Raw genomic sequence first — 25,829 nt, 5'->3', positions numbered from 1 at the left:
AACCTATCCTTATGCACGAATAATCAATGCAAAAAAACTAGCAATACCATCTTTTACATAAGAACATATTTTATAGTATCTTCTTGTAGGAAAGCTCTTTTAAAATTTGTTTTTTATATTTTCACGCTCCTAAAGAGCGATAAAATACCAAACAAGAGATTCAATCAAAAGAAACCCAAAGATAGCTGCCAAATAAAGTAATGAAAAGAAAAACAGTTTTTTTGCCATCAAAATAGTTTCATTATGTGTATCAGCTTTCCACAAACGATAGGCAAAGTAAACAAAGATAATGCTTAAAATTGTTGAAAAAATACCATAAAAAATTCTGCCAAGACCAGTAAAGAAAGGAGCAGCAGCGCATAATGCCATCAAAATAGTATAAAATAAAATCTGTTTTTTTGTTGAATATTCACCTCGTACATTAGGCATCATAGGAATACCTGCAGCCTCATAATCAAGAGATGAAAAGAGAGAAAGAGCCCAAAAATGAGGAGGAGTCCACATAAAAATGATTAAAAATAATAAAAAGCTATCAATACTCACTGTCCCTGTTGTCACAGCCCATCCAATCATTGGTGGAAAAGCTCCAGAAGCACCACCAATAACAATATTTTGGGGTGTGATACGCTTTAACCAAATTGTATAGATAACGACATAAAAGAAAATTGTAAAAGCAAGAAAAAACGCCGCAAACCAATTAATGAAGCTCCCCATAACCAATACCGAAAGCATAGAAAGAACCATACCAAAAATAAATGCCTTTCGGGGGCTTATTTTACCCGTAGGAATGGGGCGCTTTTGGGTCCGTTCCATCACGGCATCAATATCAGCATCATACCACATATTAAGTGCCCCCGCACCACCGCCACCAGCAGCAATACATAAAATTGCTAAAAAACCATACCATGGATTGATAGGAACAGGAGACACCACCAAACCAACCAAAGCCGTAAAGACCACAAGAGACATAACACGTGGCTTTAATAATGTGATATAATCACTAATAATGGATTTTGGTGGCGTTGACTTGCCATTCGCAACCGATAACTCTCCTGAAACTGACATGCCACTTAAAACCTTTTTCCATTTTTGTCATTCACAAATCAATATTATTTGGCAAATATTATCTAACATATGAGAATGACCAATTACGACCAATCTATTTTTGAGAAAATGTGCGATAGCTCTGTTGTATGTACCCTCTAAAATAGATAGAAATATTTGCAACAAAAATATATTTTTTCAATCAACATTCTATCGTATATTACAAATGTATCATAAAAATGTATCCTACTAAACATCATAAAACCATGCTGAAAATTTATCTCTTACAAAATGCTCCTCGTTCTCATTTTCTTTTATTTCTAGCATATGGATTAATATATTTGGGTGAATACTAGTTTTGTGTTATAGTTTTTATATGGAGAATTCATTTTTTATGCAAATCTATGTATGATTGTGTATGTTGAATCGGATAGGATTTTCTGTGATATTTTATAGATTACTCAAAAAAACTTTTTTTATTGGTGCTGTTCTTTACACACTTTATAGTAGTGTTATCAATCATGCTTTTGCACAAACACCCTATGCGCAAAACGTCCCTGCTCCACAAACCTATGGTGCATGGACAAAAGTTTGTTCTCTACCACCAGGTACACCTAATATGCAGTGTGAAGTTGTACAAAACGTCCATACACAAGGTCGTCATGATATTACCCTCCGCGTTACCTTTTATAAACTCCCTCAAAAGCAAGGCGCTTTGATGCGTGTTTTTGTTCCGATTCGCGTTGAGTTACGTCCTGGTGTTGGCATTAAAATTGACGATAAAGATATGGGAAGAATGGAATATCGTCGTTGTCTTGGTGATAATTGTGTTGCTGAAGCTTTTCTGAAAGAAGACATATTACAACTCTTTTTAAAAGGAAAAATGGCAACCTATTTTATCTTCACAACCCCAGAGCAAGGAATTGGAGGTCTGGTTGACCTTCAGGGTCTTAGCGATGCCTATGCAACCTTACCAACATGAATGAAATCGACACACATTGGACAATTAAAATCTCATCGTATATTTTGAGAGCTCCTTAATTAGATCAATAAAAATCTTATCATCCCCATAACAATAGGATAATTCTTATGAAATCGCTGATTGATCATTTTGATATTGCTTCCTCTAAAGTGCAGTCTCTTGTACAGGAAACGCTTCATCATGCGGATGATGGCGAACTTTACCTTGAGTATACAGAAAGGGAAGCTCTTTTATTTGATAATGGACAGCTTAAAAACGGCTCTTTCCATCAAGATATGGGGTTTGGTCTGCGTGTCGTTGCTGGAGAAGCTACCGGATATGCACATTCTAATGAATTATCAGCTGCTGCACTCAAGCATGCTTGTGAAGCAGCTAAAGCTGTTACCTATAATAATCATGCTGGACCTTATAGCGTAGCACCTCAACAAACAAACAAGAGACTTTATCAACCGCATAATCCTCTTGATACTCCGTCATTTGAAGAAAAAAGTGCTCTTTTGCAAAAAATTGATGCCTATTTGCGTGCGAAAAATGATAAATTACATCAAGTGACTGTTTCTCTTTCCGGCTCGCTACAACATGTTGAAATTTTACGTGCAGATGGATATTTGGTTCGTGATATTCGTCCACTCGTACGACTTTCTATATCTGTGGTCGCCGCTGAAGGCAATCGACGTGAAAATGGTTTCTATGGATGTGGGGGGCGACAAGCATTTTACCAATTTATTCGTGAAGAAAATTGGAAAGAAGCTGCGGATGAAGCCTTACGTATGGCTTTAACAAATTTAGAAGCAGAAGCAGCACCTGCAGGATCTTTTGATGTTGTCTTAGCCAATGGATGGCCTGGCGTTATGCTCCATGAAGCCGTAGGTCATGGTTTGGAAGGTGACTTTAACCGCAAAAAAACATCTGCTTTTGCTGGACTTTTAGGACAACAAGTTGCGGCAAAAGGTGTTACAGTTGTTGATGATGGAACAATTCCACAACGCCGTGGCTCTCTTACTGTCGATGATGAGGGGACGCCTTCAGGATATAATGTTCTCATTGAAGATGGAAAACTCGTTGGTTTTATGCAAGACAGGCTTAATGCACGGCTTATGGGGGGTAAATCAACTGGAAATGGACGGCGTGAATCTTATGCTTATGCACCAATGCCGCGAATGACCAATACAATCATGCTAGGAGGAGATAAAACACCTGAAGAAATCCTTTCTTCACTCAAACATGGTATCTATGCTGTTTCATTTGGTGGAGGACAAGTTGATATTACTTCCGGAAAATTCGTCTTTGAGTGTACTGAAGCATACCGAGTAGAAAATGGTAAAATTGGTGCACCAATTAAAGGCGCAACTCTTATTGGAAATGGACCGGATGCTATGAAACGTATCACAATGATTGGAAATGATAGTAAACTGGATAATGGTATTGGTATGTGCGGAAAAGCAGGACAAAACGTTCCTGTTGGTGTTGGACAACCTCATCTGCGGATTAATAATATGACAATCGGTGGAACTGCGTTGAAGTAAGCTTGCTCATTCCTTCCCAATATTCAATATTGCCCCTTCTCGTTTATCAAGATGGTCTTGTGAAGGGTGAATTTTACATTGATTTATAAAGATAATTGAGCGTTATTCATATTTAAATTAGAACCTTGAACACCGTAAGATTTTCTCATTTTGAATTTGTGTCTGTTGAATCAATTAAGATTATTCGTTTGTACGTTACAAGCGGAGGGGGAGATGCATGGAGTAAAACTGTACAAGAAAGAACTAAAAATACCTATAATGAACCATCTCAAGTACCAAGAGCTGTAGCTAATATTAGGAGGTGGCCAATATTACGATGGTGTTGGCTTGCTTAAATACACCTTCTTCATGATACGTTCGTCTTTTGTATGGAGTAGTGGAGCAACTATCTTTTATGTTTTATAATAAAAAAGTTTCAAATAAAAAAACTTCCCGTATTTCAGTGCTTTCATTCAATAAGAAAAGAAAAAGATTATTATTGTAGATAAATTTTAGAGAGATTTTATAATAATACTCAAATGAACTATGTCAAAAAAACTTTCAGGCTAAAGCTTCCAACTTTTCTTCTTTTTATTTTTGCTCAAAACAGCAACAACTTCGACATGTGGCGACCATAAAAATTGATCAATTGGTATGATTTTTTCTACTGTATATCCCCCTGCAACAAGAAAAGATAAATCACGAGCAAATGTAACGGGATTACACGAAATTGCCACAACACGTGATATTGTTGCCTTTGCCAGTTCATGTACTTGTTCCTCTGCTCCAGCGCGAGGAGGGTCAAAAACAACGCTCTCAAAACACTCAAGTTCCTTTACAGAAAGTGGATGGCGAAAAAGATCACGTTTTTCACAAGTGACTGTTTTTAAACCAGTTGCAAAACGTGCTGCTGTATTTAGATTTCTTAATGCATCTTCATTATTTTCTACTGCATGAACATTCATCTTTTTTGCCATACGCAAGGCAAATGTTCCTACCCCTGAAAATAAATCAAGAGCATTCTTTGCTTTTTTTAAATGAGTCAAAATAATATCGCCCATTATATTTTCAGCTTCACAAGTTGCTTGAAGAAAACCACCAGAAGGAAATTCAACACGGACATCTCCAAAATAAACCAATGGTTTTTCTTGTTCAACCAAAACTTCTCCGTCAACAGATAAACGTATAATCCCATATGAAAGAGCAGCACTGATCATTTTCTGACGAACACGCTCATCGCGTATAACACAATCGCTTAAAGCGATATCTAAACCGTTTTCAACAGATGTTATCGTTATATGAAACCGTTTGGCATGATTGCTTACAAGAGCACAAAGTGACCTGATATCATCTAGTTTAGACATAATCTCTAAACGCGTCACTGGACATTCTTCAAAAGCTACAATCTCATGAGAGAGATAACGATTAAAACCAACTTTTTGCCCCTGTGGGGTCATGGATGCTGTTAACGTCATCCGACGTCGGCTATAGGGTTTACATTCTATTAAAGGCGCAACAACATTATTAAGTCCATACTTTTTAAGTGCATCAACAACTAATTGTCGTTTCCATACGCAATAAGCATCAGTATGCCAATGCTGAAGAACACACCCTCCACATTCTCCAAAATGCTGACAAAGAGCATCAACACGTTCTGGTGATTTTTCTTTTAATGCTATACATGTTGCATATTTTCCATGAACAGTAATTTCAGCACACTCTCCCGGTAAAGTAAAAGGAACATAAATAAAACCGTGCGACGTCTTGGAAGTACCATAACCATTTGCTCCAATATAGTCGATTATCACATTATCGTTCACTCTTGTTTTTCTCCGAATAGTAAATATTCCACATTGCCATCACCACCTGTAATGGGTGAAGGAAGTAAACCTTTTGCACGCCACCCCGTTTGAGTATCTAACCAGATAAAAAGTGCCTCAGCGGTTTTTTTAGCACTTGATGGATTTAATATTCCTCCCTTTCCAAGGTGCTTACGACCAACCTCAAACTGAGGCTTTACCAATAAAACAGCTTGAGCACCCTTCTTGGCTAAAGATAAAACGGGAGGCAATGCAAGTTTAAGAGAAATAAAGCTGACGTCGGAAACGATAAGATCAATTTCCCTACCGCCTAAATGTTCCTGTTGAAAATCTCTAACATTTAAGCCTTCTAATAACGTTATAGCCCTGTTGCCCAATAAACGTGTATCAAATTGATGATGCCCAACATCAACCGCAATGACATGGGCCGCTCCACGCTCTAAGAGAACTTGTGTAAAACCACCTGTTGATGCCCCAACATCAATGGCTGTCACTTTATCTGTCATAATTGGAAATGCATCAAGTGCAGCAATCAATTTTAACGCGGCCCGAGAAACATATTTCTGCGCTGGATCACAAACGGTAATCTCTGCATCATCAAAAACGATTTGCCCAGCTTTAAAAACGATTTCTCCATTAACTTTAACAGTTTGGCGCATAATTGCATCACGTGCGCGTGAACGTGTCGTAAAAAAGTTTTTTTCAACTAAAAGAATATCGAGTCTTTTTCTGGAAGCCATCTCATACTCGAATTTTCTATCCTGTTCGAATCTCGCGTCCCAAAGCAGTAAAAACCGTGTTTAAAATACCCATAGCATCAAGTCCGACACGTGAAAGAACTTTTTCTGGTGAACCATGACTCAAATATTCATCAGGAAGTTTTAGTGTACGAACTTTCAAACCATGCTCTAAGAGCCCTTCTTGCGCTAAAAATTGTAATATGTGTGCTCCAAACCCACCAATTGCACCTTCTTCAATTGTCACCAAAACTTCATGCTCATGTGCCAAACGACGCATCAAATCCTTATCTAAAGGTTTTGCAAACCGTGCATCTGCAACTGTTGTAGATAATCCTTCAGCCTCCAACGCATCAGCAGCTTGCAACACTTCTGACATCCGCGTGCCAAAACAAACCAAAGCAATCCTATTTCCTTCACGCAGAACGCGCCCTTTTCCAATTTCTAACAACTCACCACGTTGCGGTAAATCTATACCAAGACCCTCACCACGTGGATAACGAAAAGAAATGGGACCCTGATCATAGGCTGCAGCTGTACGCACCATATGCATCAATTCAAGTTCATCAGAAGGTGCCATAACAACAAACTCAGGAAGAGTGGACAAAAAAACAATATCAAAACTTCCAGCATGTGTTGCACCATCTGCCCCCACAAAACCTGCTCGGTCAATAGCAAAACGTACCGGTAATTTTTGAATTGATACATCATGAATAATTTGATCATAAGCACGCTGTAAAAAAGTAGAATAAATTGCAACAAAAGGCTTATACCCTTCACAAGCAAGTCCTGCCGCAAAAGTTACGGCATGTTGCTCAGCAATACCAACATCAAACATTTTTTCAGGAAATTTTTCCGCAAAAGCATCAAGGCCTGTCCCTGTTGGCATCGCTGCTGTTATGCCCACAATCTTATCATCATGGCGCGCTTCTTCTGATAAAGCTTTAGAAAATACCTTGGTATAGGGTAGAATATTACTTGATACTTTAACCTGTTTTCCTGTCGTAACATCAAAACGATTAACACCATGATATTTATCAGAAGATGCTTCTGCAGGTGGATATCCCTTTCCCTTATGGGTTACGACATGCACCAAAACTGGACCATTAGGACATTCACGAATATTTTTTAAAACGGGTAATAAATGCCCTAAATTGTGCCCATCTATGGGGCCCACGTAATAAAAGCCAAGCTCATCAAATAACGTTCCCCCAACCAAAAAACTACGCGCAAATTCCTCTGAACGGCGTGCCTTATCCAAAAAAAACTTTGGCAATTTTTCGCTCAACATCTTTACACGTTCACGCAAATGACGATAAGCAGGACGAGAAACTAGTCGTGCAAGATGTGCACTCATAGCACCTGTAGGCGGTGCAATAGACATATCGTTATCATTAAGAACAACAATCAAGCGCGCATCCAAAGCACCAGCGTTATTCATTGCTTCATAAGCCATGCCCGCAGACATTGCACCGTCACCAATAACAGCGATAATATTGCGTCTTGTCTCTGCCTTCAAAGCACTCGCTACCGCCATGCCAAGCCCCGCCGAAATAGAAGTAGACGAATGGCCCGCTCCAAATGGATCATACATACTTTCTGAACGTTTTGTGAAACCTGATAATCCTCCCTCTTGACGTAATGTACGTATTTTTTCTCTACGCCCCGTTAAAATCTTATGTGGATAGGTTTGATGACCAACATCCCAAATAATCCTATCCTCTGGTGTATTAAAAACATAATGTAATGCAACAGTGAGCTCAACAACACCAAGTCCTGCCCCAAGATGACCACCTGTTACAGAAACCGCATCAATTGTTTCTGCCCGCAACTCATTAGCCAACTGTACCAAATCAGACTCAGGCAAAGCCCGCAAATCTTGCGGGAAACAAACACGGTCAAGCAATGGTGTTAAGATATGAGACAAAAAAACTCCCTCCTATTACCTTAACTCAAGAGAACGCAACGATAAAAATACATCTTCTCTACTCTTTTATTGACAGTTTTGCATCTTTTTTACTGAAAAATCTCTATTTGAGATGATTTATGATTTTTCTCATTTTTAACTTATTTTATAAAAAAGAAACCAATAAAATTTGCTTTCTATAAATAAGGTTATTGCACTGCTTAATCCCGCAATAAATATCCAAAAATAGTTTAATATTATTGAGCATCAAGTGGTTCTACTCCTTCTGGAGAACCTCCCTCTGAAAGTTGAATTTTTTCAACTTTAGCTTCAGCAACTTTCAAGAGTTTTTCACAATGTTTTTTAAGCGCTTCACCACGTTCATAAATATCTATGGATTGTTCCAAAGGCACATCGCCACGTTCCAAATTTTCAACAATAACTTCAAGTTGCTTCAGCGCTTGTTCAAAACTTAAGGTCGTAATATCCCCCTCTTGTATTTCTTTTTTCATATGAACCTCACAAAATATCTATTCTGGATATACGAATTCCAAAACCTTCTAAATCTACATAACGACGCTCTTTAGAAGCGTAAACAATAACAGAACTGATTCCTAAATGTTTCAAAATTTGTGACCCTAAACCAATTTGGCGCCATTCTTCTTCACGTTCAATTGCCTGTATATGGTTTTCTGAACCGTCTTTTGCCATTTCCTGAATGCTCATAGCTGATTTTTCATCAATACCAACTGATCCTTCACGTAAATAAACAAAAACACCCCGTTTTTCTTTTTCCATCATACGCTGCATGATAGCGGTAACATCTGACGCTTGACCAAAAACATCATTCATAATGTTTTCACGATGCAAACGCACAGGAATATTTTCACCATCACGAATATCACCAAAAACGATTGCAACATGCTGAACTGTTTCCCAAGGAAGTTGATAACTTTGCACAACAGCTGGGCCTATTGATGTTTCGATAGGCATTTCTCCAATATGCCTGATCAAGATTTCTTTACGCTGACGATAAGCGATTAAATCCGCAACCGTTATCATATGCAATCGATGTTCTTGTGCAAATTTTGTAACTCCATCTCCATGTTTAACACTGCCATCATCATTAACCAACTCACCAATAACACCAACTGGCGGTAAACCAGCTAATTTACATAAATCAACAGCCGCTTCCGTGTGACCTGAACGCATAAGAACACCCCCTTCATGCGCAATCAAAGGGAAAATATGTCCTGGACGAACAAAATCATCCGCGCTTGCATCTGAATTCGCAAGATTACGTACAGCTAATGTACGGTCATGCGCTGAAATCCCTGTTGTTATGCCGTGTTTAAAATCAACAGTAACAGTAAACTGAGTCCGATGTGCTGAATTATTATCTGGCACCATAGGAGCAAGATGAAACCGTTTTGCTTCTTCTTTTGGCATAGGTGCACAAACAATCCCTGTTGTGTGGCGAATGATGAATGCCATCTTTTCTTCTGTACAATGAACAGCAGCAACAGTTAAATCACCCTCATTTTCACGGTCATCATCATCTGTCACCACAACAATTTCACCGCGTTCAAAAGCTTTAAGTGCAGAAACAATTTTTTCTTCATCATACACCATTATTCACCTTTTCAATCACCCAACTTGACCGCGATGTCTTAGATAATGGTCAGCAATAGCACAAGCAACCATCGCTTCACCAACAGGAACAGCGCGAATCCCAACACATGGATCATGACGTCCCTTCGTTATAACATCTACATCATGACCATCAACATCAATAGAGCGACGAGGCGTTAAAATTGATGAAGTAGGCTTGACAGCAAAACGTGCAACAATTGGCTGTCCACTCGATATTCCCCCTAAAATACCACCAGCATGATTGGATAAAAAAAGTGGTTTTCCATCATTTCCCATCCGCATTTCATCGGCATTTTCTTCTCCCCTCATGCGGGCTGCCGCAAAACCATCCCCAATTTCAACTCCTTTTACTGCATTAATCGACATAAGGAAGGATGCAATATCTTGATCTAGTTTTGCGTAAATAGGTGCTCCTAAACCTGCCGGAACATTTTCTGCAATGATCTCAACAACAGCACCAACAGATGTCCCCTCTTTACGGAGTTTACTGATATAATCACTAAAAATGTGAACCATCTCTGTGTCAGGTGTAAAAAAAGGATTCTTATCAACCTCTGACCAATCCCAACGATCACGATTAATATTATGAGGACCAATTGCTATCACTGCTCCTCGAACCACCAAACCAGGAACAATTTTACGTGCAAATGCACCCGCTGCAACACGTGCTGCTGTCTCCCGTGCCGAAGAACGCCCTCCTCCTCGAAAATCACGAAGGCCATATTTAATATCATAAGTATAATCCGCGTGTCCTGGACGATATTGATGGGCAATCGAGCTATAATCCTTCGAACGCTGATCTGTATTTCTAATCAACAGAGAAATTGGTGTACCTGTTGTAACCAATGCCGTCCCATCGTCCTGAGCGATAGCTCCTGAAAGGATTTCTACTTGATCCAATTCGCGTCGCTGCGTTGTATATACGGATTGTCCTGGTCTCCGTTTATCAAGATAAGCTTGAACTTCTGCAAGAGTAAAAATAATTCCAGGCGGACAACCATCAATGACACAACCAAGAGCAGCACCATGACTTTCTCCCCATGTGGTTACACGAAACAAATGACCAAATGTATTATGCGACATGAAAAAAGATCCGTTTCTCTGTCAAATATATGCCAACGACAACATATGTTGAGTTATACACAAGACAGCTCTTTGTTCCAAAATACTCTCAGCCGCTTTTAATTTGGTCAAATTACCGCTGTTCAATAAAACCCTATAAACCAAACTTTATTCTTTAACGACAGAAATGTCTGGTGCATCAACTGCTTTCATACCTATGATATTATAACCCGAATCGACATGATGAACTTCACCAGTAACAGAACGAGACAAATCTGAAAGAAAATAAAGAGCAGAATCACCAACCTCTTCAATTGTTACTGTACGGCGTAATGGAGCATTATATTCATTCCATTTTAAAATATAACGGAAATCACCAATACCTGAAGCTGCTAACGTTTTAATCGGTCCAGCAGATATCGCATTAACACGAATATTTTTGGGACCTAAATCTACCGCTAAATACTTCACGCTCGCTTCAAGAGCTGCTTTAGCAACCCCCATTACATTATAATTGGGAACAACTTTTTCCGCACCATAATAGGTCAGTGTCAAGATTGAACCGCCATCCGGCATCAACTTTTCTGCACGCTTTGTTAGAGCTGTTAGGGAATAAACGGAAATATTCATGGTCATCATAAAATTTGATTCGCTGATATCAACATAACGACCACTTAATTCATCTTTATTAGAAAAACCAATAGCATGAACTAAAAAATCGAGTTTGCCCCATTTCTTCTCTATGGCTCTAAAGACTGAATCAATAGAAGCACTGTCAGAAACATCACAATGTCCACAAACAAATCCCTTTAATTCTTCAGCCAAAGGCTCAACACGCTTTTTCATGGCTTCACCCTGATAGGTGAAAGCAAGCTCTGCCCCTGCGCTACTCGCCGCTTTAGCAATCCCCCAAGCGATGGAGCGATTATTGGCCAACCCTAAAATTAAGCCACGCTTACCGTACAACAAACCATTACCCTTAGCCATTAGCACTGCCCCATTGTTACTTAAAATTAATATTATTCATTTGCCTATGACACAGGTCAACTTTTTCTTCAAGTAATTGGTTTGAAATCAAGCAAAAACTATGCCTTATATATAAATTTTTTAAAACTAATCCTTTTGCATTTGCAAAAACTGTTCTAGCGCAGCATTTTCACCTTCCGGCAACATAATACGAACATGCACATAAAGATCATCTCTTGTACCATTTTTTAAACGAAGTCCTTTTCCTTTCAACCGCAAAACGCGATCAGAACTTGACCAAGCAGGAATCGTTAAAACCACACGTCCCTCCAATGTCTCAACTTCTTCTTTTGCTCCCAAAACAGCACGTTTAAGAGAAACTGGTAAATCAAGATGAAGCGCCCTTCCTTCAACCCGAAAACGAGGATGTTTTTGAATCTGAATGGTTATCAATGCATCTCCTGCTTGCCCATGAGGAACCTCTTCTCCCTGACCTTTTAAACGAATAGTTTGCCCGTCTTCAATATAATCTGGAAGTTTAATTTTTAACTTTTTTCCATTAGGAAAAACGGCTTCCACCTTTTCTGCGCCAACCATCTGCTCTAATGTTATGGCAAGATTAGCACGAACATGTGCTCCTTGTTGAGGGCGATTATAGTGTGTGGAATTCGAAAAGCTACCGCCTCCCCCAAACAGATCGCGAAAAATATCACTCGCATCAAAACTTGCACCACCTGAAGAGGAAAAATCAAATCCTCTCGCTCTTCCTGAAAAAGGATTTTGTTTATTGTTAAAATTCTCACCAGCACCATAGGCTTGATAAAGCGGTTTTCCTTCCATATCAATTTCACCGCGGTCAAATTGTGCTTTTTTATCTTTATCACCTATAATTTCATAAGCTTGATTAATTTCAGCAAACTTTTCTTTAGCCTTTGCATCATCTTTATTGTGATCTGGATGATACTTCTTTGCTAATTTTCTAAATGCTGATTTAATCTCTTGCGATTTTGCGGTACGTGCCACACCCAGAATCGTGTAGGGATCACGCATATTGCCCTCTTTTCAATTTTTTCGTTTTCAAAATATCAACGGATATGTTTTCAATATCCCTCATAGCTTTATCAATCTATTCCAGAGAATAATTTCTTCTTTCTTTATATGTCTATCAATAAACTAAAATACCAGATAAAATGAGATATTTATTTAATATAGCTCATTATCGTCTATGCTAAAGACAAAAATAATGAAACCACTATAAAAATACACGATAGCATTGACTTTTTGAAAATAGGAAAAAATGCTACTTTACTTCGAGATGACAAAGTAAATAAGAAAATGCCTTACCCATGCTCGCTGACATTTGGAGACACTATGAGCGATAAAATACCAACAGATGATCATTTTATGCAAATGCAAAAACCTTTTGAACTTTTTGCAAAATGGCTTGAAGAGGCAACAATAAGCGAAATAAATGATCCGAATGCTATGGCGCTCGCAACAGTTGACGAAACAGGACTTCCTAATGTTCGTATGGTTCTCCTCAAAGACTACAGTCCTCAAGGCTTCGTCTTCTATACCAATTATGAAAGCTGTAAAGGACAAGAAATTTTAAAATCAATGAAGGCATCCTTAGGTTTTCATTGGAAATCGCTCCGTCGTCAGGTCAGAATTAGAGGCATTGTTGAAAAAGTAAGTCAACAGGAAGCCGATGCCTATTTCCAATCGCGACCACGTGGGAGTCGAATTGGGGCATGGGCATCTAAACAATCTCAACCATTAGACAATCGTTTTGTGCTCGAAAAAGCAATTGCTCAATATACTGCACGTTATGCAGTAGGCAATATTCCACGACCACCGTATTGGTCTGGTTTTCGTGTTAAACCCCTTTCTATAGAATTCTGGTGTGATCGCCCATTTCGTTTACATGATCGTCTGCTTTTTACGCGTGATTGTGTTGAACACAGCAATTGGAAAAAACAAAAACTTTATCCCTAATCCTTCAAGCTTTATCGTTATGAAGATTTTGTCTTCCTAAGGGTTCAATGACTATTTTCTATTTGCAAATTTCTAAAACAAAATGATTAGTTTCCATTCAATAGAAAAGTTTTATTTTCACTATAAAAGTTGGTTGATAATATCTCCTACTGCATTGCTTGAAGACAATAGATGAGCAACAAGCTTATTTAAGAGAAAACACGGTATTCAGCAAAAATTATGATTTTACTTTTGTAATTTCTGATAAGAGAAAGTGCACTTTCAATTAAAAAAGTTGTTCATTCCTCCTAAAGTCTATTTTTATTTCAATAAAATTTGAAAAAATCGTTATTTCAAACCAGAAAGATCTGGAATAAAACTAATCATAAAATACAAAAAACTTTGAACATGAAAAAATAATACACTTTAAAATTAATGAAAGTATCTTTGTATTTTCATTCCTCTCCTCATCATCAGAATATATGATTTTATCTAATTTGTTGTTAAGCTGTAGGATAAAACATCATCCATATACCACCACATACTAAACCAGCAAAAATCACAAGACCAATAAGCGAATTAGATTTGAAAAGCCTGAGGCATTGTGCACTGTCATCTATATCAATAACTTTAATTTGAATAAACATATGGATACTTGCCACAAAAATCCCCAAAAAACTAAGAACAGGGACTTCAGCTAAATAAAATGCTAAACTCACGAACAGTACAAAACCACCATACAAAAATACTAAAGCACGCTTGGTTTCTTTACCAAAGAGAAGTGCTGTAGAACGCACACCAACCGTAGCGTCATCTTCTTTATCTTGATGGGCGTAGATTGTATCATATCCTATGGTCCATAAAATTGATCCCACATAAAGCAAAATCGGTGACCAGCTTAAACTTCCAAAGACAACAGCCCACCCCATTAATGCCCCCCAATTAAATGCAACGCCTAAAAAAAACTGCGGCCAATATGTTACGCGTTTCATAAAAGGATAAAATGCAACAGCCATCAATGACGAAATACCTAGAAAAAAACTAAACCTATTAAATTGTGATAAAACGCCTAAACCAACCAAACATTGCACAAGTATAAAAACTCTTGCTTGAAACCGACTCACATGACCTGTCGGCAATGGGCGAGAACGTGTTCTTTCTACCTGAGAATCGATTTTATGGTCAATAAGATCATTCCAAGTACATCCTGCCCCTCGCATAGCGATGGATCCTAGAAAAAAAAGAAAAAGATACCAAACCCAATGAAGCAACATTGATGAAAGAGTATCATAATGCATTTCATAAGAGAGAAAAGCCATTGTTGTTGACCAAAAACAAGGCCACATCAACAATTGCCATCCAATAGGCCGATCCCAACGCGCCAATTGCGCATAAAACCATAAAGAACAGGGAAGTAAACTGTAGACCCATTGTTTGGAAGATGCATCCATAACCCGTCCTTGGCTATTATAGGACTGAACAGGTGCGATATTTTTATTTTTTTTCATCAAATGATTTACCTTTAGTCTTGCGATAGAGACATTTCATTCTTATGAGAAGGAGATGAAATTAATCATCTTCTATGAGAGGAGCAAGCAATGAATATTCTTCTTATTGGCTCAGGTGGACGAGAACATGCTTTAGCATGGAAAATAGCAGCATCACCACTGTTAACAAAGTTATATTGTGCTCCTGGAAATCCTGCAACAACAGAATTTGGTGAAAATATTAATTTAGACATTGATGATCACCCCCTTATTATTGATTTTTGTAAAGCACATTCTATTGATCTTGTGATTGTAGGACCAGAAGCACCATTGGTTGCAGGTATAACAGATTCTCTTAATAGCGCTAACATCTGTGTATTTGGTCCTACTCAAAAAGCTGCTCAACTAGAAGGTTCAAAAGCTTTTACAAAAGATTTATGTCATAAGAATAACATTCCTACAGCAAGTTACCAATGCTTTAATGATGCCGCTAGAGCCAAAGCTTACATTCATCAACAAGGTGTTCCCATTGTTATTAAAGCTGATGGCTTAGCTGCCGGCAAAGGTGTCGTGGTTGCAACAACTATAGAAGAAGCATTTAACGCTGTTGATGCCTGCTTCAAAAGTGCATTTGGGGATGCAGGAAACAAAATTGTTGTAGAATCTTTTCTGGAAGGTGAAGAAGCAAGCTTCTTCTGCCTTTGTGATGGTAAAGTTGCTCTTCCCTTTGGATCTGCTCAAGATCATAAGCGTGTAGGAGATGGAGATACTGGAGCAAATACCGGTGGTATGGGTGCTTATTCACCAGCACCCATCATGACCCAAGAAATAGTGTATCGTACCCTTAAAGAAATTGTTGAACCAGCTTTAAAAAGCATGAACGAAATGGGCGCCCCCTTTAGAGGTATTCTCTTCGTCGGCTTGATGATAACGCAAAAAGGACCCGAATTAATTGAATTTAACGTACGATTCGGGGATCCTGAATGTCAAGTTTTAATGATGCGCCTTAAAGATGATATTCTACCAATTTTTCTTGCCGCAGCTCAAGGAAATCTTGAAAATAAACCTCTTCAGTGGTCTGAAAAGACTGCTCTCACCGTTGTTATGGCTGCTAATGGTTATCCAGACTCTCCCCAAAAAGGAACTGTTATTCGTAACGTTGATAAAGTAGATACTCTTCCCGATGTGAAAGTTTTTCAAGCTGGTACAGCATTACGAAATGGACAACTCATTGCAAATGGTGGACGTGTTCTCAATATAACAGCAACAGGAAAAACGATTACGCAAGCACAAAAACGTGCTTATGAAGCCGTTGATTATATTGTTTGGCCAGAGGGTTTTGTTCGTCGCGATATCGGATGGCGAGCTATTGCGCGAGAAAATTAAATCCTTTGACTATTCTTTTTTACGATTTGATGATTTCACGTAAGAGCATGACACACAAATTTTCTCACTGTTTTACGTTGACCATAATTTTGAAAAAATGAGTGTGCTTTCTTTTGAACAATCAAATATTGTAAATAGGATATCTACTCATGATAAAATAGGAAAAATTTCTGAATCTGAGAATGTAATATAAAATGATCATTTTACTGTTGTATTTACTTTAAACGTATTTTCTCATCATTTTTATAAACACTTTCTTTCTTATAAAATCCTGAAGAAAAACATATATACTATCATTTCTTTTATCTATCGCGTTTTTTAATGAAATTCCGCTTTTACGAAAAATAAAATGCCCAAAAAAGATAGTTATGTTATTCACATACAAACTCTTAAACAATATCTCTCATGCTCATCACTCCCATTTTACGACACTACCTGCAAATAGTATAAATCCATTCTGCCATCTTTCTGGAATAAAGATAAAAACCGATACCATCTTTGTATTTTCCAACTCTCAATATTACGATAACCCTTTCTATCTAAATGATTTTGATTATAAAAGAGAGATGAAATAAGAATGTTCTGCAATATTCAAAGCTCTCATTCAAAATGGAGAAATGATTTATTAAAAAAAATTCAAAAACACTTCCAGTAATTTTCTAATGTTTTAATAATGTGGCAAAAACCCAAAATTATACCGCAAAAAACAGTTTCTATTGTTACGAAAGCCGTTTTCACCTCTCCGAAAAAAGCGTTTTACATAATAGATTTCTGCTGCCAATGTATGGTGTCAAAAAACTCTCATTTACAATCATTGACTTCCTCTTTGTTTTCAAGAACCAAAAGTCACACCAAATCCCGTCTGTAAAAGTCTGGATTCTCATTGAGCGGGGTCCTCTTGCTTCCCACTCATATGCTGCACTTACACAAAAACCGACAAGCAAACTTAAGAATATTCGCCATATCTTCTAAAAACACTTCATGTGCGAAGTTTACACCCCTTATGTTACCGCCCCAAACAACGATGTTTTACGGCACAACAAGATAAATGCTGACGGTAGTACAACAATGAATGCATGTTAATATTACTGGAGTGCAATTCGATTCGCAATCACCAAACGCAAGCCTAACGGATTGCCATAACGAAGTAAAAAACGCTTTTGTCTAGAATACGATGTTGTACAAAAAAATCGATGTAAATCAGAACGATCTTTCACAACCACAATGCGATTATTTTCATTAATCATAAGCATGGGAAGGCTATAAGTATCCGCCCATAATCGCCAATCCAAAAGAACATTATTCAAATCTCTGGAAACCAAAAGCGGGATACAAGCTTCCTCATCTGCATGAAGTAACTCTAATGCAACGGCTCTTTCTCCTGAACGCGTTTTTACGGTGCGTGCTGCAATTCCTTTGAAATGATAAGGGGGTATTAAATGCGATAAGCTTGAAGGCATATCCGTTTTAAAAGAAACACCACGCTCATTTAACGAACAAATAACCTGATTGCCCGTTTTGGATGAAAAATATGTCGTCGTTTGTGGCAAATGGCACGGATCTAACCGAAATTCAAGCACCGCTTTTGCCTGATTAAAGCATTGATTAGCCATATACATTATCCCAATTTATTAAATAACATACACCCTTTAGCAGCTTTTTCTCATTGGATTATTAAAAGTTTGAATAAAAAACAACTGGTTTCTTTTTTGGTTATTAAAATCTAAACAAAAATAAATGATAAAATTCACCATTCTTGAATTATAATACTTTTCCGGGATTCATTATTCCTAAAGGATCGAGCGTTTCCTTAATTCCTTGCATAATATCTAATGCGACCGATGATTTAAAAGAACGAAGTTCTTCGCGCTTAAGCTGACCAATTCCATGCTCAGCAGAAAATGCACCTTTATAATCCATCACTAAACTATGAATGCGATGGTTCATTTTTGACCATAACTGCAAGAATACTGTCGTATCAACTCCTACAGGTTGTGTAACATTATAATGCAAATTTCCATCACCCATGTGTCCAAAACAAACCACCCGTGCTCCTGGAGAAATATCTTCAACAATAAGTGCTGCTTCAGCAATAAAATCAGGAATGGAAGCAAGCGGTACTGCAATATCGTGCTTAATAGATCCTCCCGCCAACTTTTGTGCCGATGATATACTTTCTCGCAATTGCCAAAAAAAATCTTGCTGTTTTAAAGATTGCGCAACAACTGCATCTTCTATCACCGCATTCTTTAAAGCTTCTTCTAAAATAGTACTCAATACCGATAACGCCTCATCATTGCCTTGCAACGATGAAATGTTCATTAATACATACCATTCATGTTTCTGCTGGAGAGGAAGCTTCTCACACATCTTATAATCTAAAGCCATTTGCAAACTGAGCTTTGACATAAGCTCAAAACCTGTCAACATCCCTCCTCCATATTCTTGAGCCAGAGATAAAAACTCTAAAGCCTTCGCCGGACTATATAATCCCACCAAAGCAACTGCTTTTCCTTTTATTTTTGGAAAAATCTTCAAAACGGCTGCGGTTATAACGCCCAATGTGCCTTCTGCACCAATAAAAAGATTTTTTAAATCGTAACCGCTATTGTCTTTTTTAACAAAACGCAAATCATCTAAAATCCGCCCATCCGGTAAAACAACTTCTAAACCAAGACAAAGATCACGCATATTGCCATAGGCTAAAACAGCTGTCCCTCCAGCATTCGACGAAAGATTTCCTCCTACTTGGCAAGAACCTTCAGATGCCAAAGAAAGAGGGAAAAAACGACCTGATTCATCCACTTTTTTCTGTAAATCCTGTAAAATAACACCAGCCTCTACAACAACAAAATTTCCTTCAATATTTATAGCTCTAATCTTATTTAATCGCTCCATGGATAAAAGAACGCTCCCTCCTCTTTCATCTGGTTGTTGTCCCCCCACAAGCCCTGTATTTCCACCCTGTGGCACAATCGGTGTGCGCGTTTTGCTCGCTAACTGCATAATCGAAGAGACCTCTGCGCAAGAAGATGGGCGTAAAAGTAAAGGTGTTTTTCCATGAAAAAGCCCACGCTCTTCAAGCAAATACGGCGCAATAAACGCTTGATCTGTTATAGCATGCTTAGCACCAACAATTTTCCTAAACCCCTCAATTAATTCCTGCTCCATGTTCATTTCTCCTTTGGAGCCGCAGCCCGTATAAGACGATCATTGATAGCCTCTCCTAATCCGTATGATGGAATAGGTTCTACTGCGATACATTTCACTTTAAATGAATCTAATTCCTTCATATATTGAAATAAATGAGAGGCTGCCTCTTCCAATTTTCCATCTTCGCTAAGGTTTAAAATAGAAACAGCATTTTCAGCCCCCATAACACGCTTTGAACCAAATGCTAAAAGCGCTTCACCACTTTCCACCTTTTCTACATTCAAACGAACCGTGGCATTGGGAGCATAATGCGACTTTAACATCCCAGGAGCTTCAATCGCTGCCCTTTGATCTATCCGTTTTAAAGACTTCCCCACAACTTCTTCAATTTCATCAGCCGCAAGCCCCCCTGGACGCAAAAGATAAATATTTTCACCACAAATCTTAATAATCGTTGATTCAAGCCCTATTTTAGAAGATCCTCCGTCCAATATCAAAGAAACAGATTCCCCCAAAGATGCAAAAACAGCCTCAGCGGAAGTAGGACTAAGACGTCCTGATTGATTCGCACTAGGAGCAGCAAGTGGGCGTCCAAAATATTGTACAACTTCCGCAAAACGACTGTCTGGAAAACGAATAGCCAATGTATTCAAACCGGCAGTCGTTAAAGGATGGATATTATGCTGTTCCTTTAAAGGCAAAACCAATGTTAAAGGTCCTGGCCAAAATTCCTCCATTAATTGGCGTGAAAGAAAGTCAATTTTAACATAACGTTCCGCCATTTCGATGCCGCTGACATGCGCAATAAGAGGATTAATTTTCGGACGACCCTTTGTAGAATAAATAGAAGAAATTGCCCCCCCATTGGTCGCATCGCCTGCTAATCCATAAACAGTTTCCGTTGGTAACGCTACTAACTTCCCTTGTTCAAGAAGCGCTATTGCCTCTTTTATCGAAGCACTATTGAGTGGTAGAATCGTCATGATACATCATTCCTATAACGTTCTTTTAGTGGTGCAAAACTATAACGATGTAATCCTACGATTGGACCATATTTATTAAGAGCCGTACGATGAACTAACGTTGCATATCCTACATGCTTCTCTAAACCATAGCCTTTATAAACTTGTCCTGCACATTCCATCATCCGGTCACGCGTTACCTTCGCAATAATAGATGCGGCTGCAATTGAAACCGAACGCTGATCGCCCTTAATCAACGCAATTGCGGGACAAGACAACCCAGAGGGAATATCACGTCCATCAACAAGTACATAGTGGGCTGAAACAGCTAATCCTTTAATACAGCGACGCATTGCTTCTAAAGTTGCTTGTCTAATATTAGATTGATCAATTGTACGAGCGCAAACACTAGCAACTGAAACCGCCAATGCACTTTGCAAAATTTCATGATAAAGTCTACTCCGTTGAAGAAAAGAGAGTTTTTTTGAATCATTTAATCCATCAGGAATATGATCTTTATCCAAGATAACTGCTGCCGTTACCACCGGTCCAGCGAGAGGACCCCGTCCTACTTCATCAACACCAGCTATATGAAAAAACCCCTGTTTCTGCAAATTCAATTCACACGAGAAATTTGGCTGAAGCGGCACATTAAACATCTTTGATAAATCACAAATACAACAAATATACACTTATTTCTGTAGCCTGCTTATTTTTTGCAAGCATTACAGTTTTAAATGGTTCTTCAAACATTCTGCGAATTCTTACACAAAAGATAAAAACAAACCATGAGATAAAGAGTATCCTATTGTCCATTTTTCTTCTAAAAAATTATTCTAGCATGTATTCATTTTGTTTAAAAAACAAAAAGTAGATTTCTTTAGTTACCCTCTTCATTATGTATAGTAGAATCAGGACAAAACAAAAGTTTTTATTTCTCAAATAGTTCCTAAAGTCATGATCGGTTTTACAAACCAATTTGGGTACATTGATTTGATAAAAAGAGCTGCCTTTTGCGCTGCTTGTTGATTTTTAAAAATGCCAAAACAAGTTGCCCCCGTTCCAGACATACGAGAAAAAAGAGACCCACATTCATCTAATACAGATAACACTTCGGCTAACTGAGGTGCCATTTTTAATGCCGGAGAAAAAAGATCATTACGCGTTTCTTGTAAAACCTCAACCAATGAATCAACAGTCTTTAAAGCGACTGAATCAATTTTTAAAGAAGGATGATGACGCTTCTCTAACGCTTTAAAAACAGCTTGTGTTGAAATTTCTTGTCCATGATTAACCAATACCATTGCCAGTGAACAAGCCTCTTGTAATCGTATGATCTTTTGACCAATCCCTTTAACCAAAAGTGGCTGCTGATATTCTAATGCAAAAAGACACATGGGTACATCAGCACCAAGAACTAAACTCATTTTTGCTAATTTTTCATAAGGGCAATCAAGATTCCACTGTTGATACAACATGCTTACAACCCCAGCAGCATCACCTGAGCCACCACCAATACCTGAGGCAACAGGTAATGTTTTTACAAGTCGAAAAAACGCAGGTTGAGCACTTTCAGGAAAAGTCTTATGCATAAAATCCCGTGCACGAATAACCAAATTATCTGAATGAGAAACAAGCCCTTTTGCAAATGGCCCCGTTAAAACAAACTGGTCACTTTCACAAGACGCATAGTGTAAGCAATCACCGCTAAGACTAAAATAAACCAAACTTTCTATTAAATGATAACCATCAGCACGTTGCCCCACAACATGCAAAGCTAAATTCAATTTAATGGGTGTAAATACATAAGAATGTCTTTGGATCGAAGCTTTTACATGTGATATCATATGACGTAATATTAACCTATACAGAGTTCTTTTATAAATATGCCCCTTTCATTCATACCTGTAGCATAAACCCTATAAACAGCTTGAAATATTCTTAATCGTTTTCTAAATAAGTAATAAATATGGAGAATTCTTATACAAAATAAACTTTCGTATCATTTCAAGCCTTTTTTCTTCTATCATCTGTTTTTAGATAAAACCTCCTCTCGAATGATTTTTGGCCTCACAAACCGTAACGCTGCCAAAGTGCCCGCTCTTCTGCTGCCATCAACGCACTGTCAACTGCTGTATAAACTGTATGAGCAGTCACTCCTGAAGGCGTTTTAGGGCTTAAAAAACTTTTTGGAGGCGTAATAAGTCGAAGTTTTGCATCATTACCAAAGCGCTCCTTAATAACAGAACGTACATCATTCAATCCGTCAATCAAACCAAGTTCAACGCCTTTTTTTCCACTCCAAAACATTCCTGTAAAGAGATTCAAATCATTTGATAATTTTGTAGATCGCCGCTCTTTAACTAAATCGATAAAAGTTTGATGTACTTCCAGTTGGAGAGATTTCAAATGCTCAATATCCGCTTTTTTTTCAGGCTGAAATGGATCTAGTGTAACCTTGTTTTTTCCTGCTGTGTAAACGCGCCGCTCCACACCAATTTTCTTTAAAAGTTCCGGAAAACCAAAGGAAGCTGAAACCACCCCAATGGAACCAACAATCGAAGAAGGATCTGCAAAAATTTCATCTCCTGCACAAGCAATCATATAACCACCGGATGCTGCTATATCTTCAATAAATACAAGAACCTTTTTATTTTTTTCTTCTGCCAAATCACGAATACGCTTGAAGATTAAACGCGATTGTACAGGTGAACCTCCAGGAGAATTGATAATAAGGGCAATAGCCGGTGCTTTTTTGTACGCAAAAGCCTTCTCTAAAAGACTGGCACATCTACTGAGGGAAAGCGTACGAGATATAGATGCTGACGAATCCATAATCGCCCCTTGAAGGCGAACGACAGGAATTTCTAATTTATTGGAAGAAAAACGATGGGGAACAAGTTTCTTGATAACGTCAATCAAAACAAAATCTCCTTATAAGTTAAGAAAAATTAAAGAGGAAAGAACAACAAAAAGGAACAACGCGATACCATCCAAAAGCGCCAATCAATCCCCACATTACAACCAGAAATATAATTTCATCCAAAAGCTAAACCTCCCTAGTAACAAAGTGTAGACTTTAAAGAATAAACTGAAAAACACAAGATACCATTACAAAAGTTCCCACAAGCTTATATATCCATTATTAATTGCATCAATCCGTGGTGAAAAAGTATGACCATTATCTTCATGTATCACCAGTGCCGGTAAAATAGATAAAGCTGCTCTACTTCCTCGTTTTGCGTAAAATAAAAGACGAATTGCTGCTGTTTTTGCACGTGCATGCACAGGAATTATACAAATACCACCAAAACGCCCTTCTAAAGCACGCAAGATATCTGCCAGCGATTGTGGTCGTGCAATTAGCCCTAAATATCCACCTGGCTTGACAATCGCTGCTGCACTCCGCAACCAATTATCAAACATCGCTTCAGGCATAACGTGTGCTTCAGATTTTTGTTGATCAGGTGTCTTGCGATCAGTAGGATTATTAAAAGGTGGATTCATAATCGCAAAATCAAAGCTATTATCTATCAAACCTGCTTTTATACGTTCATTCCCCTTGAAAGTAACATCTGCTTCTAGCAAACAAATGCGGCCAGTAAATTGTTTATTTTGTTTTAGCATAAGCGTTTTTTGAGCGTACGATATCATAAAAGCCGAACGTTCAACTAAGGTAACATGAACTTTCAGACAACGTGAAGCAACAGCCAGCCCTGCAGCTCCAGCACCTGCACCTAAATCAACGACCTTGCCCTTTAAATCACTCGGAACCAAACTAGCTAATAACATAGCGTCCATCCCAGAACGATGGCCATATTTATGAGGTTGAACCAAATAAAATTTCCCGCGATGAAAACTGTCAATTGTTTCACCACTTTGATTCGTTGCTTTATCCATTTAAAAGTCTAATGTTCACCTTGTATAAATTGCACTTTCGCTATTCAGCTACCATTTTAATTTTTTTTATCATTTTATAACAACAACATTACACTTATTAAAGAACATTTCTTGACAAGATCTATCAAAGCTTACACTTCAAAGCCACATCAAAGGCTTGAGTCAAAATAAAACCCCCTTTATGCTAACCAATAAAATAGAATTTATACATGTCCATTGCAATACTCTAGGAGTAAATACATTGAGTGCAGCCATCAAACCAGAACAAATAAGAAATAATCAAATTTCTCTTCAATCTCTTATCAATCTTACTCAACAAGATATGAAGCGCGTAAATCAATTTATTCTCTCTATGGCAAAATCAGAGGTTGAGATGATTCCTGAAATTTCTAATCATCTTATTTCATCAGGGGGAAAGCGGTTACGACCAATGATTACTCTCGCTTCTGCTCATATGTTCAATTATCAAAGTGACGGGCATATAAAACTTGCAACAGCCGTTGAATTTATGCATACAGCAACATTACTGCACGATGACGTGATTGATGAAAGTAATTTACGACGTGGAAAATCTACGGCACGGATGATTTGGGGAAATCAAGCAAGTGTGCTTGTTGGTGATTTCTTATTGGGGCAAGCTTTTAAAATGATGGTTGATGTCGGCTCTATAGAAGCGCTCTCTGTCCTAGCAAACGCTGCTGCAATTATTGCCGAAGGAGAAGTTATGCAACTTTCTGCTGCAAAAAATATCAAAACCAGTCCTTCAGACTATCTCAAAATCATCAATGCAAAAACAGCGGCACTTTTTTCAGCAGCCGCCGAAGTAGGACCCATTGTTGCTGGCTATGGAGATAAAGAGCGTTCTGCATTACGTGAATATGGAACATCTTTAGGTTTAGCTTTCCAATTGATTGATGATGCACTTGACTATAGTGGTAGTGCCCAAAACTTAGGAAAAAATATAGGAGATGATTTTCGAGAAGGAAAAATCACGATGCCTGTTATTCTTGCCTATGAGCGTGGAAATACGGTAGAAAAAGCTTTCTGGAAACAAGCACTTGAAGAGGGTAATGCCAATGATGAATCCTTCGAATACGCGCAACACTTAATGGAAAAGTATGATAGTATCACAGATACAATAAAACAAGCACGTGTCTATGGAAAGTATGCAGTTGATGCTCTTGTTCCCATGAACGAAAACCTTGCTTACAATGCTCTCCTTGAGACTGTTGAGTTTTGTATTGCACGTATAAACTGATTCTTTGAAAGAATCGCAATATTTTTCAACAAAG

The 25,829-nt window shown here is 38.1% G+C and carries 22 protein-coding genes; 5 read left to right on the top strand and 17 right to left on the bottom strand.

Features of this window, described 5'->3' with window-relative positions; all coding sequences use genetic code 11:
* Positions 1 to 129 precede the first annotated feature (129 nt).
* A complete protein-coding gene (cyoE, locus tag ACFINC_RS02895) occupies positions 130 to 1,065 on the bottom strand; it encodes a heme o synthase (RefSeq protein ID WP_375616020.1) in 936 nt (311 codons plus the stop codon).
* A gap of 397 nt (positions 1,066 to 1,462) precedes the next feature.
* On the opposite strand from cyoE, the gene ACFINC_RS02890 reads away from it, so the two are divergent.
* Together ACFINC_RS02890 and tldD are read left to right on the top strand one after the other, a co-directional pair.
* A complete protein-coding gene (locus ACFINC_RS02890) occupies positions 1,463 to 2,026 on the top strand; it encodes an invasion associated locus B family protein (RefSeq protein WP_375616019.1) in 564 nt (187 codons plus the stop codon).
* 107 nt (positions 2,027 to 2,133) lie between these two features.
* Positions 2,134 to 3,552: a metalloprotease TldD gene (gene tldD, locus ACFINC_RS02885; protein WP_375616018.1), complete on the top strand. Its 1,419-nt coding sequence runs from the start codon at positions 2,134 to 2,136 to the stop codon at positions 3,550 to 3,552.
* Between the two features lie 545 nt (positions 3,553 to 4,097).
* Here the strand turns inward: tldD and ACFINC_RS02880 are convergent.
* The 8 genes from ACFINC_RS02880 to ACFINC_RS02845 all read right to left on the bottom strand — a co-directional run bounded on the left by ACFINC_RS02880 (position 4,098) and on the right by ACFINC_RS02845 (position 12,725).
* A complete protein-coding gene (locus ACFINC_RS02880; RefSeq protein ID WP_375616017.1) occupies positions 4,098 to 5,351 on the bottom strand; it encodes a class I SAM-dependent RNA methyltransferase in 1,254 nt (417 codons plus the stop codon).
* Positions 5,348 to 6,091 (bottom strand): TlyA family RNA methyltransferase, encoded by a 744-nt coding sequence (locus ACFINC_RS02875; protein ID WP_375616016.1) that lies wholly within the window; start codon positions 6,089 to 6,091, stop codon positions 5,348 to 5,350. Before ACFINC_RS02875 ends, ACFINC_RS02880 begins: the two co-directional genes overlap by 4 nt.
* 16 nt (positions 6,092 to 6,107) lie before the next feature.
* Positions 6,108 to 8,015 carry a 1-deoxy-D-xylulose-5-phosphate synthase gene (gene dxs, locus ACFINC_RS02870; RefSeq protein ID WP_375616015.1) on the bottom strand — a complete coding sequence of 636 codons (1,908 nt, stop codon included), beginning with the start codon at positions 8,013 to 8,015 and terminating at the stop codon, positions 6,108 to 6,110.
* A 236-nt stretch (positions 8,016 to 8,251) separates the two neighbouring features.
* On the bottom strand, positions 8,252 to 8,506 hold the full coding sequence (locus ACFINC_RS02865) for an exodeoxyribonuclease VII small subunit (protein WP_375606413.1): 255 nt from the start codon (positions 8,504 to 8,506) through the stop codon (positions 8,252 to 8,254).
* Between the two features lie 7 nt (positions 8,507 to 8,513).
* Positions 8,514 to 9,626: a 3,4-dihydroxy-2-butanone-4-phosphate synthase gene (gene ribB, locus ACFINC_RS02860; protein ID WP_375616014.1), complete on the bottom strand. Its 1,113-nt coding sequence runs from the start codon at positions 9,624 to 9,626 to the stop codon at positions 8,514 to 8,516.
* A 15-nt stretch (positions 9,627 to 9,641) separates the two neighbouring features.
* A complete protein-coding gene (gene aroC / locus ACFINC_RS02855; RefSeq protein ID WP_375616013.1) occupies positions 9,642 to 10,730 on the bottom strand; it encodes a chorismate synthase in 1,089 nt (362 codons plus the stop codon).
* Positions 10,731 to 10,877: 147 nt separating this feature from the next.
* Positions 10,878 to 11,696 carry an enoyl-ACP reductase FabI gene (gene fabI, locus ACFINC_RS02850; RefSeq protein WP_375606416.1) on the bottom strand — a complete coding sequence of 273 codons (819 nt, stop codon included), beginning with the start codon at positions 11,694 to 11,696 and terminating at the stop codon, positions 10,878 to 10,880.
* A gap of 126 nt (positions 11,697 to 11,822) precedes the next feature.
* The gene (locus ACFINC_RS02845; protein WP_375616012.1) at positions 11,823 to 12,725 is read right to left on the bottom strand and encodes a DnaJ C-terminal domain-containing protein; all 903 of its coding nucleotides are present in this window, start codon (positions 12,723 to 12,725) and stop codon (positions 11,823 to 11,825) included.
* Positions 12,726 to 13,046: 321 nt separating this feature from the next.
* Here ACFINC_RS02845 and pdxH point away from each other — a divergent pair, with 321 nt between their 5' ends.
* Positions 13,047 to 13,670, top strand: a complete 624-nt coding sequence (pdxH, locus tag ACFINC_RS02840) for a pyridoxamine 5'-phosphate oxidase (protein ID WP_375609083.1) — start codon at positions 13,047 to 13,049, stop codon at positions 13,668 to 13,670.
* Positions 13,671 to 14,152: 482 nt separating this feature from the next.
* Here the strand turns inward: pdxH and ubiA are convergent, their stop codons facing one another.
* On the bottom strand, positions 14,153 to 15,157 hold the full coding sequence (gene ubiA, locus ACFINC_RS02835; RefSeq protein ID WP_375616011.1) for a 4-hydroxybenzoate octaprenyltransferase: 1,005 nt from the start codon (positions 15,155 to 15,157) through the stop codon (positions 14,153 to 14,155).
* Between the two features lie 90 nt (positions 15,158 to 15,247).
* Here ubiA and purD point away from each other — a divergent pair, with 90 nt between their 5' ends.
* Positions 15,248 to 16,522, top strand: coding sequence for a phosphoribosylamine--glycine ligase (gene purD / locus ACFINC_RS02830; protein WP_375616010.1), 1,275 nt, complete (start codon positions 15,248 to 15,250; stop codon positions 16,520 to 16,522).
* A gap of 1,085 nt (positions 16,523 to 17,607) precedes the next feature.
* On the opposite strand, the gene ACFINC_RS02825 is transcribed toward purD, so the two are convergent.
* The 7 genes from ACFINC_RS02825 to ACFINC_RS02795 all read right to left on the bottom strand — a co-directional run bounded on the left by ACFINC_RS02825 (position 17,608) and on the right by ACFINC_RS02795 (position 24,537).
* Positions 17,608 to 18,135 carry a DUF6101 family protein gene (locus ACFINC_RS02825; RefSeq protein WP_375616009.1) on the bottom strand — a complete coding sequence of 176 codons (528 nt, stop codon included), beginning with the start codon at positions 18,133 to 18,135 and terminating at the stop codon, positions 17,608 to 17,610.
* 148 nt (positions 18,136 to 18,283) lie between these two features.
* On the bottom strand, positions 18,284 to 19,693 hold the full coding sequence (locus tag ACFINC_RS02820; RefSeq protein WP_375616008.1) for an FAD-binding oxidoreductase: 1,410 nt from the start codon (positions 19,691 to 19,693) through the stop codon (positions 18,284 to 18,286).
* A gap of 2 nt (positions 19,694 to 19,695) precedes the next feature.
* The gene (locus tag ACFINC_RS02815; protein ID WP_375616007.1) at positions 19,696 to 20,658 is read right to left on the bottom strand and encodes an L-threonylcarbamoyladenylate synthase; all 963 of its coding nucleotides are present in this window, start codon (positions 20,656 to 20,658) and stop codon (positions 19,696 to 19,698) included.
* Entirely contained in the window at positions 20,655 to 21,296 is a 642-nt protein-coding gene (locus ACFINC_RS02810; protein WP_375616006.1) for a ribonuclease HII, read from the bottom strand. The genes ACFINC_RS02815 and ACFINC_RS02810 overlap by 4 nt, the downstream gene beginning before the upstream one ends.
* Before the next feature lie 279 nt (positions 21,297 to 21,575).
* Positions 21,576 to 22,484: a 4-(cytidine 5'-diphospho)-2-C-methyl-D-erythritol kinase gene (locus tag ACFINC_RS02805; protein WP_375606425.1), complete on the bottom strand. Its 909-nt coding sequence runs from the start codon at positions 22,482 to 22,484 to the stop codon at positions 21,576 to 21,578.
* Between the two features lie 223 nt (positions 22,485 to 22,707).
* Positions 22,708 to 23,559 carry a S49 family peptidase gene (locus tag ACFINC_RS02800; RefSeq protein WP_375616005.1) on the bottom strand — a complete coding sequence of 284 codons (852 nt, stop codon included), beginning with the start codon at positions 23,557 to 23,559 and terminating at the stop codon, positions 22,708 to 22,710.
* A 189-nt stretch (positions 23,560 to 23,748) separates the two neighbouring features.
* Positions 23,749 to 24,537, bottom strand: a complete 789-nt coding sequence (locus ACFINC_RS02795) for a tRNA1(Val) (adenine(37)-N6)-methyltransferase (RefSeq protein ID WP_375616004.1) — start codon at positions 24,535 to 24,537, stop codon at positions 23,749 to 23,751.
* 181 nt (positions 24,538 to 24,718) lie between these two features.
* Here ACFINC_RS02795 and ACFINC_RS02790 point away from each other — a divergent pair, with 181 nt between their 5' ends.
* Positions 24,719 to 25,795, top strand: a complete 1,077-nt coding sequence (locus ACFINC_RS02790) for a polyprenyl synthetase family protein (RefSeq protein WP_375616162.1) — start codon at positions 24,719 to 24,721, stop codon at positions 25,793 to 25,795.
* Positions 25,796 to 25,829: the final 34 nt, after the last annotated feature.

It is taken from the genome of Bartonella sp. AP58NXGY, assembly GCF_042195785.1.
GTDB lineage: Bacteria > Pseudomonadota > Alphaproteobacteria > Rhizobiales > Rhizobiaceae > Bartonella.
This window is presented reverse-complemented; position numbering and strand designations above follow the sequence as displayed.

Coding starts and splice junctions, on each gene's coding strand:
- pdxH (WP_375609083.1), top strand. CDS start 13,047: ATGAGCGATAAAATACCAACAGATGATCATTTTATGCAAATGCAAAAA.
- ACFINC_RS02890 (WP_375616019.1), top strand. CDS start 1,463: ATGTTGAATCGGATAGGATTTTCTGTGATATTTTATAGATTACTCAAA.
- fabI (WP_375606416.1), bottom strand. CDS start 11,696: ATGGCTAAGGGTAATGGTTTGTTGTACGGTAAGCGTGGCTTAATTTTA.
- cyoE (WP_375616020.1), bottom strand. CDS start 1,065: ATGTCAGTTTCAGGAGAGTTATCGGTTGCGAATGGCAAGTCAACGCCA.
- ACFINC_RS02805 (WP_375606425.1), bottom strand. CDS start 22,484: ATGATATCACATGTAAAAGCTTCGATCCAAAGACATTCTTATGTATTT.
- ACFINC_RS02845 (WP_375616012.1), bottom strand. CDS start 12,725: ATGCGTGATCCCTACACGATTCTGGGTGTGGCACGTACCGCAAAATCG.
- ACFINC_RS02790 (WP_375616162.1), top strand. CDS start 24,719: ATGCTAACCAATAAAATAGAATTTATACATGTCCATTGCAATACTCTA.
- ACFINC_RS02865 (WP_375606413.1), bottom strand. CDS start 8,506: ATGAAAAAAGAAATACAAGAGGGGGATATTACGACCTTAAGTTTTGAA.
- aroC (WP_375616013.1), bottom strand. CDS start 10,730: ATGTCGCATAATACATTTGGTCATTTGTTTCGTGTAACCACATGGGGA.
- purD (WP_375616010.1), top strand. CDS start 15,248: ATGAATATTCTTCTTATTGGCTCAGGTGGACGAGAACATGCTTTAGCA.
- ACFINC_RS02825 (WP_375616009.1), bottom strand. CDS start 18,135: ATGGCTAATCAATGCTTTAATCAGGCAAAAGCGGTGCTTGAATTTCGG.
- ACFINC_RS02810 (WP_375616006.1), bottom strand. CDS start 21,296: ATGTTTAATGTGCCGCTTCAGCCAAATTTCTCGTGTGAATTGAATTTG.
- ACFINC_RS02795 (WP_375616004.1), bottom strand. CDS start 24,537: ATGGATAAAGCAACGAATCAAAGTGGTGAAACAATTGACAGTTTTCAT.
- tldD (WP_375616018.1), top strand. CDS start 2,134: ATGAAATCGCTGATTGATCATTTTGATATTGCTTCCTCTAAAGTGCAG.
- ribB (WP_375616014.1), bottom strand. CDS start 9,626: ATGGTGTATGATGAAGAAAAAATTGTTTCTGCACTTAAAGCTTTTGAA.
- ubiA (WP_375616011.1), bottom strand. CDS start 15,157: ATGAAAAAAAATAAAAATATCGCACCTGTTCAGTCCTATAATAGCCAA.
- ACFINC_RS02820 (WP_375616008.1), bottom strand. CDS start 19,693: ATGGAGCAGGAATTAATTGAGGGGTTTAGGAAAATTGTTGGTGCTAAG.
- ACFINC_RS02875 (WP_375616016.1), bottom strand. CDS start 6,091: ATGGCTTCCAGAAAAAGACTCGATATTCTTTTAGTTGAAAAAAACTTT.
- ACFINC_RS02815 (WP_375616007.1), bottom strand. CDS start 20,658: ATGACGATTCTACCACTCAATAGTGCTTCGATAAAAGAGGCAATAGCG.